This window comes from Shinella sp. S4-D37 (assembly GCF_040812195.1).
GTDB lineage: Bacteria > Pseudomonadota > Alphaproteobacteria > Rhizobiales > Rhizobiaceae > Shinella.
Genome location: NZ_JBFNXL010000002.1, coordinates 294,820 through 308,948 on the forward strand (window position 1 = coordinate 294,820; position 14,129 = coordinate 308,948).

A 14,129-nucleotide genomic window follows, 5' to 3' on the forward strand; every position below is an offset into this window, starting at 1 on the left:
GGTTACCTCGTCAACGTTCTGCAATCGGCCGCAAAACAGACCATGTCGATGCTGCTGCCCGGCACAATCGAGGCCCCTTCAGCTGCCGGCACGGAGGCCACGACATATTCGCCGCCGAAGGCCTCGAGCGTGAGCCGTATCCGGTCGCCCAGAAAGGTCGTTTCGACGACGCGGGCCTGGAGACGGTTTTCCGCACCCTGCCTGTTGCCGGTATCAAGGCCGAGCCGCTCCGGGCGCAGCGAGACCGTGAGGCTGGTATTCGACTGGCCCGCCGGCCCCGTCGTCAGGAGCCGGGTGCCGTCCTTCATGCGCACGACGCCAAACCCGTTCTCGGTGCCGATGAATTCGCAGGCGAGCGTGTTGTTGTCGCCGATGAAACCCGCGACGAAGCGGTTTTCCGGCTGGTCGTAGAGCGTCACCGGATCGGAGAGCTGCTGGATGCGGCCCTCGTGGAACACGGCGATGCGGTCGGACATGGTGAGCGCTTCCGACTGGTCGTGCGTCACATAGACCATGGTGATGCCGAGCCGCTGCTGGATCTGCTTGATCTCGATCTGCATGTGCTCGCGCAACTGCTTGTCGAGCGCGCCGAGCGGCTCGTCCATGAGAATAAGCTTGGGGTTGAACACCATGGCCCGGGCAAGCGCCACGCGCTGCTGCTGGCCGCCGGAAAGCTGTGCCGGGCGGCGCTCGCCGAGACCGCCGAGCTTGACCATGGCAAGCGCCTCCTCGATGCGCCGGCCGGCCGCCGCCCCCTTCACGCCGCGATAGCGCAGCGGAAAGCCGACATTCTCGCTGACCGTCATGTGCGGGAAGAGGGCGTAGTTCTGGAAGACGAAGCCGATGTCGCGCCGCTCCGGCGGCAGGCGTTCGACGGCCTGACCTTCGAGCAGGATGCGGCCGTTCGTCGGTTGCTCGAAACCGCCGAGCATCATCAGCGTCGTCGTCTTGCCGGAGCCGGAGGGGCCGAGCATGGTCAGGAATTCGCCGCGCCGCACGGCAAGGTTCAGGTCCTCGACGACGAGCGTGCGCCCGTCATAGGTCTTTTGCACGCCTTCGAAGACAACCATGGTCCCGGCAGCGGTGCGGATCGGCGGCTCGTCGCCGAGCCGCCTCCTTTCCAGCGTCATCGTGTTCATCATGCCGCCCCTCAGTTGGAAAGCCAGGTGGTGAAGCGCTTTCTGATCTCGTCGCCGTGATCCGCCCAGAAGGCGTTGTCGAGGGTGAGGGAGGTCGTCAGGTTGTCGGTACTGGTGGGCAGGTTCCGGGCGTCTTCCGGCGCCACTTCGGCCGCTGCCGTCGTGCGGACCGGGCCGTAGGGAATGTATTTCGCGATGCCGGCGAGCACCTTGGGTTCGACGGCGAAGCGGATGAAGTCGAGCGAGCCTTCGATGTCCCTGGCACCCTTGGGAATGACCCAGTAGTTCGAGTCGAGGATCTGGTTGTCCCAGACGATGCCGAAATTGCGGCCTTCCTTGTTGGCGTTGAAGATGCGGCCGTTCCAGGCCGTCGTCATCGTCACTTCGCCGGAGGCGAGCAACTGCGGCGCCTGCGCGCCCGCCTCCCACCAGACGATCTCGCTCTTGATCGTGTCGAGCTTGGCGAAGGCGCGGTCGACGCCTTGCGGTGTCGAAAGCGTCTCGTAGACGGCCTCGGCTGCCACGCCGTCGGCGAGCAGCGCGAATTCGAGATTGGTCGCTGGGTTCTTCCAGAGGCCACGTTTGCCGGGGAAGCTGGCGAGGTCGAAGAGGTCGGCAAGCTTCGTCGGCTTTTTCGCAAGCTTCTCCTCGTCATAGGAGAGGATCGTCGCATAGACGATCGTGCCGACGCCGCAATCCGACGTGGTGCCGGCCAGCCATTCCGATTTCGGGCCGACCTTGTCCCAGGCGATCTGCTCGAAAATGCCCTCGTCGCAGCCCTGAAGCAGCGTGGGGGCATCGACATCGACAACATCGATCGTGGTGTTGCCGCTGTCGATCATCGCCTTGATCTTGGCGATCTCACCGCCGTATTCCTGCTCGGAAACCGGGCGGCCTGTTTCTTGCGCATAGGCAGTGAAGACGGCCTTGCGCTGGGCGTCCTGATAGGCACCGCCGAAGCTCATGACGGAAAGCGGCTCGGCGGCGGTTGCCGCACCGAGAGCCAGGCCGTAGGCGAGCGTCGTCGCTGCCAGAAACATGCGTTTGCTGAACATGGAAATTCCTCTCTGGAGACAGATTCGTGTACCCGTCGCGCTGCCCGTCTTGTTCGCGGGCTAGGAGGAAAACCTATGCCGCACCATGCTGCACAGCAAATAAGTAGGTTTCATGTGGACATGAACGGCGCTTATTGTGGTGCGGCTATCGTACGAGACGCACCTTCGTGTAGATTTCGTTGAAAGGCGCGATTGGTCGGTCCGATTCCCATCAAGGCGGTAACGACTACACACAGTCGTACATCGACTTGTATACGGCGATCACCGTTACACATGCATCTTCTGCCTTCTGCATCTGCGCTCCGCGGCGCTGCTCGCGGCGGTAGCGTGTTCGATCGACAGGCGCGCGATGAGCGCCGTCAGCGCCTGTTCCCGCTGGGCCAGGCTATGGGCTGCATTCCCGTCGATCGTGGGAGGCCCTGGACCGTCGCGCCTTCATGCGCAGTGCGGTTGGCGTCATGCCGAAGTTCGCGCGAAACCGCCTGCAGAAGTGCGAGCTGTTTTCAAAGCCGATGTCGAGCGCAATCTCGATCAGCGGCTTCGACGTACGCTCCACCAGAAGCATCGCCTTGTTCATCCGGACTTTCTCATAAGCCACGGCGGGGGAGATGCCGGTCTTGGCGTGGAAGACGCGCTCAAGCTGGCGGCGCGACAGGCCGACATTCTCCGCGATCGCTTCGATGCCGACCTTCTCGTCGATATTCTGCTCCATACACAGCAGCGCGGCCTTGATACGTTCATCGAAATGGACCGGAAGCGAGATCGGTGCGCGGCTTTGCACTTCGCTGCCTTCTCGCCTGCGTTCCAATTGAAGGATTTCAAGGGCGTTTTTTTCCGCACTCTCCCCCACATGCCTTCGCACCAGAAGGGCCGCGAGGTCAGCAACCACGCTACCGCCGGCGCAGGTGATGATGCCGCCATCCTCAATGAAAAGCCGCTGTGAGGTTAGTCGGACTTCCGGAAAACGAGCCCTGAACTCGGAATGGTGCAACCAGCTGACACAGGCCTGTCTGTTACGCAGAAGACCGGAGTTGGCAAGGATGAAACTGCCGGTGCAGACGCCGAGGATCTTGACCTTTTTTCGTGACGCCTCATGCAGGAAGGCTACGGTTTGGCGATCAAGCGGCTCCTCGACATCGAGAAGCCCGCCGACGACGGCGATGTAGTCGAAGCGCTCCGGATCGCCGAGCCTCGCGGTCGGCGACACCTGAATGCCGCTGCTCGACTTGATCATGTGCGGTGTCGCGCCGACGACCTCCCAATCGCAGAGCACCCGGCCCGAACGATCATCGACGTCGCTTGCAAGCCGCAGCGTATCGACGAACAGCGCGAAGGCGCTTAGCGTGAAATGCCGGGCAAGCACGAACCCGACCTTGAGCGCAACGCGTCGAGATGTCTTTGCGCCGCGCTTTTCCGGCGGCTCGCCTCGATTGGCGGTGACGGTTCCACTGTTGCGTTCGAACATCCCTAACTCTTTCCGCGCGCGATGCACGCCATTTTCCGTCCCGATCCGGATCAGCCTTGTTCTCCGGGCAGGATATGCCCGGCTTCAGGCCGCCAGGAGAGCCACACCATGGCGCCCGGCGTAAGATCGAGCTTTTCCAGTTCGTCGTGGCTCTTCTGCGCCTTCAGCTCCAGCGCGCCTGCTGCATTCTCCAGATGGACAACCGCCGTGGCGCCGACGAATTCTTCGCCCACCACCGAGACTTGCACGCCATTATGGCCCGCGGCCGGCGGCTCGTTGCTGAGATGCACCCGGTCGTCAGACACCACGAAGGTCGCCCTGTCGCCCTTGCTGACCGGCCTGGCCGCATTGGATGCGGCGACGAATTCCCCGGCGGGCGTCGCGATCGTCACCGACGCGCCGTCGACGCCCGTCACGCTGCCGGCGAATATGTTGGACGAGCCGAGGAACTCGGCGACGAAGCGGGTGCGCGGCGCCCGGTAGATTTCCTGCGGGTTGCCGATCTGCTCAATTCGCCCGCGGCTCATGATCACGACGCGATCGGCCATCGAGAATGCCTCGGACTGGCTGTGCGTCACATAGACGAAGGTGATTCCGAGTTCGCGCTGCAGGTTGGACAGCACCGTCTGCATGCGTACCTTGAGATGGGCATCGAGCGCCGATAGCGGCTCGTCCAGCAAGAGGATCTCCGGCTCCGTCACCAGTGAACGGGCGAGCGCGACGCGCTGGCGCTGGCCACCCGAGAGATGCGCGACGTTGCGCTCGGCGAACTCGCCGATCTGCATGCGCTCCAGCCAGGTGTCGACACGCTTGCGGCGCGCGGCCTTCTCCACGCCCCGCATGCGCAGGCTGAACTCGATATTCTCGCGCACCGTCAGGAAGGGGAACAGGGCGAGGCTCTGCCACACCATCGGTGTGTCGCGCCGCCATGTCGGCAGGTCGTTGATGCGTTTTCCGGCAAGGCGGATTTCACCTTCGGTCGGGGCCTCGAGTCCAGCCAGCATGCGTAGCGTCGTCGTCTTGCCGGACCCGCTGGACCCCATGATGGCGAGGAACTCGCCCTTGCGAATTTCGAGATCGATTTTATCGACCCCGACGAATGTGCCGAACCGTTTGACGACGCCATCGAAGACGACAAGAGGCCTATCGGTCATGATACCTGTACTCCAGCGATTTACGCGGTCGCCTTGGTCGCGCCGCTGCGTTTCATGAGAAGGACCTGGGCGAGGATGACCAGCGTCATGGAGACGATGAAGACGAACGTGCCGATAACGTTGATGCGGGGACTTACCTGGCCTTGGAGGAAGCCGAGCACCTTGACCGGCAGCGTCTCGTTGAGGCCGGAGACGAACCAGGCGACGGCAAACTCGTCGAAGGACACCGCCATGGTGATGAACAGTGCGGCAAAGATCGCCGGTTTGCAGAATGGGATGATGACGTAGCGCATCGCCATCCACTCCGACGCGCCGAGGTTCCACGCGGCGGCTTCCAGCGATTCGTCCATCTGGGACAGCCGCAGCCGCACAATTGCCATGGCGAAGGGCGCGCACATCACCACATGGGCGATGATGACCGAATGGATGGCGCCGGAGAGGCTGATGTTCGACAGGAAGGCAAGCATTGCGAGGCCGAGGATGACCACCGGAATGGTGGGCGGCAGCAGCGCCAGCGCGACATAGAGGGGTTTTCCGAAGAACTTGTAGCGGAAGTCGGTATAGGCGGCCCCGAAGCCGATGGCCGTGGCGAGAAAAGACACCGTGACGCCCGCGACCAGCGTGTTGCGCAAGCCCTCCCAGACTAGCGGATCGGCGGCTACCGTTTCGTACCAGACGGTCGAGAAGGCGCCGAGTGGCAGCGAGGGGAACCGGTCGACAGTGAACGAGAAGACGAAGCTTGCGCCGATCGGGGCGAAGATGAAGGCGAAGGCCAGCACGAGATAGAGTTTCAGCGACCAGTCGATCAGCCGGTTGCGGTTGAAGTCGTTCATCGTCCGCGCTCCCTGTAGGCATAAGTGACCGAGGCGAAGGCGACCGCCAGCAGCGTCGCGATCATGGTGAGCGCAATCACGGCCGCCCGCGGCCACTGCTGGCCCGACTTCGTCGTGTCCGTTATCAGGATGGACAGCGTGGGCGGGTCACCGCCACCGAGATAGAGGGGGCTCACGAAATCGCCGAAGGTCAGGATGAAGCAGAACAGGGCGGCGATGACGAGGCCAACGCGGGCGGACGGCACGATGACCTCGAAGACTGTGCGCAGCCGGCCACAGCCGAGGTTGTGCGCCGCCTCGATCAACGTCCTGTCGACGAAGATCAGGCTGAAAAGCTGCAAGAGCACGACCAGCGGGAAGCTCAGCGTCAGGTAGCCGACCATCATTCCGAAGATCGAGTTGAGCATTCCGAACGGTCCGAACCCGACCGTCGCGAACAGCGCGTTGATGATGCCGTTGTCGGAGAGGAATATCTGCCAGGAATAGACGCGCACGAGGTAGCTGGTGAAGAAGGGAATGATCATCAGGAAGATCGCCCAGCGCCGCACCAAGTCCGAAAGCTTGAAGGCAATCGCATAGGCGCAGGGAAAGGCAAGAGCACTGGTGATGACGGCGGAGGCCGCGGCGAGCGCGCATGTGCGCAGGTAGGCATCCCAGAAGACGCCGCGCCCGAGCATTCTCACCCAGTTGACGGTATCGAAATCCGGCTCCATCCGGAAATTGCGGACCGTCCAGAAGCTGAGCGCGATCAGGAACACCAGCGGCGCCAGGAAGAACATTAACTGCCAGACCAGCATCGGCAGCGAGAAGGTCAAGCCATACAGGGTAATCGGTTTGCGCATCGCATCGGCTCCACGCTCAAAGTGCGGCTGCCCGGCCGGCAGCCGTGCAGGATAACCGGAATGAACGGGCGGGCACTAATGCCCGCCCCGACGAGTATCGGCAAAATTGCAGACCCAGCGGCCTCTGGCTACGCGCTCTTGTATTCGGACCAGAAGTCGTTCCAGTCCTCGAGGCTTTGCTGGACGGGGAGCTGCCGGTACTTGATGCGCCCATTGCGGATCATGTCCATGACGTTGCTTTCATTCAGCAGCATTCCCTGGCGCCTGGCTTCATCCGGCGTTTCCTTTGCCAGCAATTCCCAGCCCTTCTGGTTGGGGATGAGAGCCGGATAAGCCGCCATGTTGGCCGACTTCACTTGGCCCTTGGCCGAGGTGGAATACTGTATCCATTTCCTGGCGAGGTCGGCCTTGGCCGAACCCTTGCCGATGGAGAAGGATTCCGTCCATTGCAGGCCGCCTTCCTCGGGGATGACACTGCGCACCTTGGCGCCGCTCCGCTCCAGCGTTCCGGTAATCCAGTCGCCGATCCCGGCCATCGCCAGCATCTGGCCGTTCTGCAACGAAGAGAAGGTGCCGCCATAGTCGAAAAAGCCGCCGACCTGTGGGCGCAGCGTCATCATCTTCTCCTGCAACTTGCCCCAAGCGCTCTCATCGATGTCGTAGGGAGACGCGTTGCCTTCCAGGAGGCTGACCTGGCCGAGATTGGGCAGATGCCAGTCGAAGTGTCCGACCTTGCCTTTCAGCTTCTCGGCCCAAAAGACGTTATAGGTCGAGGCCTCCTGCTCGGTCAGCGCCTCCGTGTTGTATGCAACGCCCAGGAAGCCGAAACGGGCGAGCACCGAATAGAGCTTGCCGTCCTGCCAGTGACCGGAGAACTGCTGGAATTCAGGGAAATAGTCGTCGAAGGCATAGTCCTTCGGGTCGAGTTCCTCGATGTAGCCGGCAGCATTGAGCTGCTGGACGTATTCGGCATCGGAAAGAATGATGTCGAACGTGCCGGGAGGCGACTGGGCGATCAGCCCGAGCATGTTGTCGCCGCCGGTATAGTATTTCGGCTTGAACTTGACGTTGTTCTCCGCCTCGAATTCGGCGACGACGTCCGGTTCGGCATGTCCGTACCAGGCCAGCATGGTCAGTTCGACCGGTGCGGCGAAGGCGAGGCGGCTCAGATACGGCGTTGCCAGAACCCCGCCGCCGGCGAGGGCGGCACTCTTCAGAATTTCGCGCCGGGTACGACGCTCCGTCGATATGTCCTTGATGGTCATTGTATTCCCCTTCGCTTTGTTATTGCGATGAGGGTATGCAGCGCTCATGCATTTGCAAAATTAATTCTTATAATTTTCTCATTTGCCATGCTTATTGCCGGTCGAGCTCCACGCGGGCCCGTGCCGGATCGCCGGAGACGCCGGCCTCATCCAATCGACCGATAACGTGATTGACCAGACGGATGCCCGCATCCGACAGGCGCGGGTGCTTGTAGAACAGCCCCACCCGGATTTCTGCCAGCGGCGGAAATCCGTCGGACTTGTCCAGAACCCGCATGCCGGGCAGCATGGTGTAGCCGGTCAGCGCGCTGACGCCGAGACCGTTGACAACGGCGTTCTGCAACCCGGCGATGCCCGAACCGGTATAGGCGACGCGCCAGCGGATATGCGCAGCATCGAGCGCCTGGATCATGCGCGACCGGTAGGCGCAGCCTTCGGGATGGGCGGCGAGCGGAATGCCCGCGACCGGATCGAACCTCGCACCCTCCACCGCCGCCCAGACCGGCCGCTCGATCCAGGACCGCGAGAGATATTGCGTGCTCTCGCTATTGACCATGGCAATCGCGACATCGAGTTCATCGGCGCGCAGCCGGTCGAGGATTTCGGCGCTCCATCCGCAATGCAGCTCGAGTGAAATCTCCGGGTTCTGACGGGTGTATTCCGTAATCACCCCTTGCAGGAAGGCCACCGCATAATCATTGGGAAGCCCGACGCGGATGACACCGGAAATCGTCGCCCGGTTGAAATAGGAGGCCGCCTCGTCGTTCAGCCGCAGGATTTCACGGGCGTAGCTCAACAGCATCTCGCCCTCGCTGGTGAGCAGCAGCGTGCGGCCGACCTGCTTGATGAGCGGAGCGCCGACAAGCTCCTCAAGTCGCCGGACCTGCAGGGAAATGGCTGGTTGCGTGCGCCCAAGCGCTTCGCCCGCCTTGGTGAAAGCGCCAAGATCGATCACGGAGACGAAGGTCCGCAGCAGGTCGGTCTGGAAGTTGACGATGTTTCGCACGGATTTAGATTTCTCATGCAGTGATGATGATTATAAATTTCTCATATTTTGGAGCCGGTAGCAATTATTTACCTCCAACAGTCAGGAGGAGATTTTCATGCCCGCCAATTCCCTGTTTGCAGCCGAGCTGCCGTGGCCCGATTATGACGCCAAGGTGCGGGATGGCTCCGTCCCGATCCTCATTCCGATCGGCTCGATGGAACAGCATGGCCACCACATGCCGATGCATGTCGACGTCCTGCTGCCGGTCGAATTCGCCCGGCGCGTGGCAGGTGAAATCGGTGCACTGGTCGCACCTCCTTTCACCTACGGCTACAAGTCCCACCAGAAATCCGGCGGCGGCAACCACCTGCCCGGCACGACCAGCCTCGACGGCGCCACCCTGGTTGCGGCGCTACGCGACGTCATCAAGGAATTCGCCCGCCATGGCGTCCGGAAGCTATGCCTGGTCAACGGCCATTTCGAGAATTCCTGGTTCATCGTCGAGGCCATCGACCTCGCACTGCGCGAGCTGAAATGGAGCGGTATCGACACGATGAAGATCGTCGTGCTGTCCTACTGGGATTTCGTCGACAAGGCGACGATCGCCAAGCTCTACCCCGATGGCTTCACGGGCTGGGACCTGGAGCACGGTGGCGTGCTGGAGACATCGCTGATGCTCGCCCTCTATCCGCATCTCGTCGAACTCGACCGGGCCATCGACCATGCACCGGCGAGCTTCCCGCCCTACGACGTCTATCCACCGAAGCCGGAATGGACGCCGCCGAGCGGCACGCTGTCCTCACCCAGGGACGCTTCGGAAGACAAGGGTCGGATCCTTCTCGATGTCTGCGTGAACGGCATCGTCACCGCCCTGAAATCAGAGTTTTAAGGCCGACGGTCGCCGCCTCCGGCGGCGATGAAAACGAAGGGGACCGGCAGAGGTAACTGCCGGTCCCCTTCTTGCTTTCTCACGATGCGGCGTCGTTCAGTTGCGAATGACGTTGTGCTCCGGTCCGAAGGGGAATCCGGTGATGTTCTCCGCCCCGTCCTCCGTGACGATCAGGATATCGTGCTCGCGGTAACCGCCGGCGCCCGGGACGCCCTCGGGCAGCATGACCATCGGCTCCATGGAAACCACCATGCCCGGCTGCAGCACCGTGTCGATGTCCTCGCGCAATTCCACACCCGCCTCGCGGCCATAGTAATGGCAGAGCACGCCGAAGGAGTGGCCGTAGCCGAAGGAACGGTATTTAAGCAGATCCCACTCCCGGTACATCTCGTTCAGCTCGATGGCGATGTCCTTGCAGCGCGCGCCGGGCCTGATGAGATTCAGTCCGCGGCGATGAACGGCGACGTTCTTTTCCCAGATGTCGAGACTCGCATCGTCGACATGATCGCAGAACAGCGTTCGCTCGAGTGCCGTATAGTAGCCGAAGATCATCGGGAACGTGTTGAGTGAGAGGATGTCGCCCGACTGGACGACGCGGTTGGTCACCGGATTGTGCGCACCGTCCGTGTTGATGCCCGATTGGAACCACGTCCACGTGTCCATCAATTCGACGAAGGGATGCGACTTGGCGATCTCGCGGATCATCGCATTGGTCGTGGCGATCGCGACCTCATGTTCCGGCACGCCTGCCTTGATGGCCGCCGCGCATGCCGCACCGCCGACATCGCAGACGCGCGCACCCTCGCGGATCAGCTTCTGTTCCTCCAGCGACTTGATCGTGCGCATCCACATCGACGGCTGCCCGACATCGACAAACTCCACTCCCGGCAACGCCTCCTCCAGGTGGCGGCGGAAATCGAGCGTGACGTGGTCGAACTCGATGCCGATGCGCCTGGCGCCCGGAGTGAGTTGCCGGACGGCCTGATAGAAGTTGTCGCGTCGCCAGTCCGTATAGGTGACGTTGTCGCCGAAGCTGCGACGCCACGGTTGACCGCCGTCGATGCCGGCCGAGATGGTTGTGGCATTGTCCTGGTCGATGACCATCCCGTATTTGCGGCCGAAATAGCAGTAGAGCCAACCGGAATAGTAGTTGATGCAGTGGTAGGAGGTGAACAGCGCCGCATCGACGTCGTTCTCCGCCATCCAGCGCCGCACGTCACTCTGACGGCGGCGCATCTCTTCGTCGGAAAAGGGCGAATATTCCTTCTCGCCATTATGCCATTTCATCACATGCAGCATGTCGTCCGTCATTGTGCTCCTCCATCTGCGGGACATCGAATGATCGGGACGTTATAGGTCTCTCCGCCATCACAAAAATTTATTCATATGATGAGGGCATTTGGGAAGTTTATTTCCTTGGCTCTTTGTACGGTTGGCTGCTCGGAAGAGACGCCTAAGCAAAGTATTGGAAATACAGGAATTTGAGATGCAAATTTCCTTCTAGTTCCAATAGGTCGTACTCTGCCGACAAGGTGGGAGGACGTCGATGATCCGCAATGCGATCGATATGTTGTACAGCCGCAGCCGGAAGACGCTGCCTGCTTTTTTCCAAGGGCGGCGGTCGTCTCAAGCCTCGCCGCGCGACGTGCAGCCGGACATATGCTGGGACGATGCGTCTGTGGGGATGTTCATCTGCGGCATAGGTAGGGGAGTATACGCGCACCCATTGAAAGACAGTATCCCACTGACGTTCTTTCAGGGGCAGTCCTACAAGCTGGACAGTGACAGGGACCGCTGACCTGCGTCTCAACAAAACGGCATGGAGGAACGCTGATGCCGTTATTCATTTGTTTTTCGGGGCAGGCGGAAATCAGGAGAACGGCGGATTCCGAATCTCCGTCTCACCTTGGGCTTCGGCCCATCTGGCTTCGTATCTGGCGCTACTTGGGAACAGCTCTAGGTCCGAAGACAAAGCGGAGTGGGAAATCAGCCGCGCACAGCCAATCCATAGGCGAGAATAGCGGCATTGGCGATGCTTGAGTAGACGACATATGCAAACTTCGCGGGAGCAGGGACTGCTCTCGAAGGCCGGTTGCGGCGTTCAATTCTCCATGACGGAGCTCTCACCCACATCTCGATAGCATCATGTCTCGCCGCGGTTCCGCGGCGAACGTCTCAACTTGTGAGAATTTCATGTTCAACATACAGTCAAAGTCGCTTGCGACGAAGCTGATCGCAGTGACCGGCAGCACGATCGCGGCCGTTCTGCTGGCATCAAACCTCGTCCTGATTTCCCAATCCGGAGAGCGGATCCAATAGCTGATCCGCAATGAGGCGAACATCGAGGCGCGCGCGATCGCCGCGGATATCGCAGGAGCGGTCGGCGAGCTGGCAAGCGCTGCGCGCTCTACCGCCGGCATCATCGGGAGTGGTCATCAAGGCGAATACCTCGATCGCAAGACCGTCATAGACCTCCTGAAGGTCAATGTGGAGCGAAACGACTTTGCCTTCGGAAGCTGGTTTGCGTCCGACAAGGACGCCTTTGACGGCAAGGCCGCAGACTACATCGGCAACAAGCAGTTCGGCGGCAGCAAAAGCGGCATGTTCAATCCCAACTGGACAAAGGGCAAGGACGGCATCGCCTTGACCACCTTCGAATCCGATCCGGAGGGTGCCTGGTACGCCCTCGCCGCCAGGAGCGGCAAGGGCGCCATGACCGCGCCCTACCTGGAGACGGGCACGGGTGATAACGTTCCCATTTCGTCAATCGCCTATCCCGTCCATTCGAATGGCAAATTGATCGGCGTCAGCGGTATCGATGTTTCCCTGTCGACGCTCGCCGAGCGGGTCTCCGAACTCAAACCATTTGGTTCGGGCCGTGTGCTGGTCCTGACCCAGTCCGGCAAATGGCTGGTTGCCCCGCGATCGGATATGGAGATGAAGGATTACGAAGGAGCCGGTAGCGACGCTATCAAGGCAGCGCTCACATCGCGGGAAGCGGGTTTCATCCCGAACCTCACCTCCGACAACAACGAGCCGTTCGATCGCGTCGTCTATCCGATCGCTCTGCCGGACGTAAACGCAACCTGGGTGGTGCTGGTGGACATCCCGCACTCGATATTCAACGCGCCGGTGAAGGAGCAGACCTTCATGATGGCCGTCGGCGGACTGGTCGTGCTCGCCGTCGTGCTCGCCGGCCTCTGGGTCGCCATCCGCCGTTTCGTTCAGAGGCCGCTCGCGATCCTTGTAAACGACGTCCAGACGCTGAGCTCTGGTAACTATGCCGAGCCCGTCCGTGGCCAGGAGCGCACCGATGAGACGGGCGCGGTCGCCAAGGCATTGGAAGGATTCCGCCACCAACTCACTGACGCGAAACGCCTCGAAGTCGAGGCCGAAAGCCAGCGGTCTATGACAGAAGAGGAGCGTGGGCGCTCCGAGGCGGAGCGCCAAGCCTCCAGCACGCTGCAGCGCAACATCGTCGCACGGCTGGCCGAGGGGCTTGCCCGCCTGTCTTCCGGCGAACTGTCCTACCGCCTGTCCGGCGAGTTCCCTGGCGAGTACGCCAAGATCAAGACCGATTTCAACTCCGCCATGACGAGCCTCGAGGAGACGATCCAGACGATCAACGCGTCGGTCTCCAACATCGGTAACGGCACCAACGAGATCTCCACCGGCGCGGCCGACCTCTCGCATCGCACTGAAAAACAGGCCGCAAGTCTCGAGGAGACGGCGGCTGCGCTCGATGAGCTGACGTCCCAGGTCAACTCCAGTGCCGAAAATGCCCGCACGGCTGCGCAGTCGGTCGCAACCGCAAGTAACGATGCTGCCAGATCAGGCGCGGTGGTGAAGAAGGCGATCGCCGCAATGAAGAGTATCGAGGAGTCGTCCGGCGAAATCTCCAACATCATCGGTGTCATCGATGAGATCGCCTTCCAGACCAATCTGCTGGCGCTGAACGCTGGTGTGGAGGCTGCTCGTGCAGGCGAAGCCGGAAAGGGCTTTGCTGTGGTCGCCCAGGAGGTCCGAGAACTCGCACAGCGCTCGGCACAAGCCGCCAAGGAGATTAAGAACCTGATTAATGGCTCCGAAACGCAGGTTCGCGATGGCGTCGACCTTGTCGGCCGAGCCGGCAATGCACTGGAGCGTATCGCCGAACAGGTCGTCCAGATAAACGATCTGATCAATCAAATCTCGTCGTCGGCGTCGGAGCAGGCAGTAGGCCTCAAGGAGATCAACTCCGCCGTTAATCAAATGGACCAGGTTACGCAGCAGAACGCTGCGATGGTGGAGGAAGCCACGGCGGCCAGTGTCTCGCTGAATGAAGAAGCCAAAGCATTGCAGTCGCTCATCTCCCGCTTCCGTACAGGACCGAAATCATCTACGGCGACGCACGAGCCGAAACGGACAAACCGAGTCTCGGTGCGGCCGGCGCGCGCGATTGTGTAACTCGCCGGCGACCGCGAACTTACCCAGGACGACTGGAAAGAGTTCTGAGCCTG

Annotated in this window: 11 protein-coding genes and 1 pseudogene; 3 read left to right on the plus strand and 9 right to left on the minus strand. The window is 61.3% G+C overall.

Annotated elements, in window-relative coordinates; genetic code table 11:
- Positions 1-2: 2 nt before the first annotated feature.
- The 8 genes from AB3G45_RS03380 to AB3G45_RS03415 form a co-directional block, all read right to left on the minus strand.
- A complete protein-coding gene (locus AB3G45_RS03380) occupies positions 3-1,142 on the minus strand; it encodes an ABC transporter ATP-binding protein (protein ID WP_367829227.1) in 1,140 nt (379 codons plus the stop codon).
- Positions 1,143-1,150: 8 nt separating this feature from the next.
- Positions 1,151-2,194, minus strand: coding sequence for an ABC transporter substrate-binding protein (locus tag AB3G45_RS03385; protein WP_367829228.1), 1,044 nt, complete (start codon positions 2,192-2,194; stop codon positions 1,151-1,153).
- 385 nt (positions 2,195-2,579) lie between these two features.
- Positions 2,580-3,659 carry a GlxA family transcriptional regulator gene (locus AB3G45_RS03390; protein WP_367829229.1) on the minus strand — a complete coding sequence of 360 codons (1,080 nt, stop codon included), beginning with the start codon at positions 3,657-3,659 and terminating at the stop codon, positions 2,580-2,582.
- 50 nt (positions 3,660-3,709) lie between these two features.
- Positions 3,710-4,813 (minus strand): ABC transporter ATP-binding protein, encoded by a 1,104-nt coding sequence (locus tag AB3G45_RS03395; RefSeq protein ID WP_367829230.1) that lies wholly within the window; start codon positions 4,811-4,813, stop codon positions 3,710-3,712.
- A gap of 20 nt (positions 4,814-4,833) precedes the next feature.
- On the minus strand, positions 4,834-5,646 hold the full coding sequence (locus AB3G45_RS03400) for an ABC transporter permease (RefSeq protein WP_367829231.1): 813 nt from the start codon (positions 5,644-5,646) through the stop codon (positions 4,834-4,836).
- On the minus strand, positions 5,643-6,488 hold the full coding sequence (locus tag AB3G45_RS03405; RefSeq protein WP_367829232.1) for an ABC transporter permease: 846 nt from the start codon (positions 6,486-6,488) through the stop codon (positions 5,643-5,645). The genes AB3G45_RS03400 and AB3G45_RS03405 overlap by 4 nt, the downstream gene beginning before the upstream one ends.
- Before the next feature lie 128 nt (positions 6,489-6,616).
- Positions 6,617-7,753: a spermidine/putrescine ABC transporter substrate-binding protein gene (locus tag AB3G45_RS03410; protein ID WP_367829233.1), complete on the minus strand. Its 1,137-nt coding sequence runs from the start codon at positions 7,751-7,753 to the stop codon at positions 6,617-6,619.
- A 91-nt stretch (positions 7,754-7,844) separates the two neighbouring features.
- Entirely contained in the window at positions 7,845-8,759 is a 915-nt protein-coding gene (locus AB3G45_RS03415) for a LysR substrate-binding domain-containing protein (RefSeq protein ID WP_367829234.1), read from the minus strand.
- Positions 8,760-8,856: 97 nt separating this feature from the next.
- Between AB3G45_RS03415 and AB3G45_RS03420 the strand changes: the two genes are divergently transcribed.
- Complete coding sequence (locus AB3G45_RS03420) at positions 8,857-9,630, plus strand: creatininase (protein WP_367829235.1); 774 nt, start codon at positions 8,857-8,859, stop codon at positions 9,628-9,630.
- A gap of 96 nt (positions 9,631-9,726) precedes the next feature.
- Here AB3G45_RS03420 and AB3G45_RS03425 read toward each other — a convergent pair whose 3' ends face one another.
- Positions 9,727-10,941: a M24 family metallopeptidase gene (locus AB3G45_RS03425; RefSeq protein ID WP_367829236.1), complete on the minus strand. Its 1,215-nt coding sequence runs from the start codon at positions 10,939-10,941 to the stop codon at positions 9,727-9,729.
- Positions 10,942-11,176: 235 nt separating this feature from the next.
- Here AB3G45_RS03425 and AB3G45_RS03430 point away from each other — a divergent pair, with 235 nt between their 5' ends.
- Complete coding sequence (locus AB3G45_RS03430) at positions 11,177-11,428, plus strand: hypothetical protein (protein WP_367829237.1); 252 nt, start codon at positions 11,177-11,179, stop codon at positions 11,426-11,428.
- A gap of 395 nt (positions 11,429-11,823) precedes the next feature.
- Positions 11,824-14,076: pseudogene (locus AB3G45_RS03435) on the plus strand (methyl-accepting chemotaxis protein).
- The last annotated feature ends 53 nt before the right edge of the window (positions 14,077-14,129 follow it).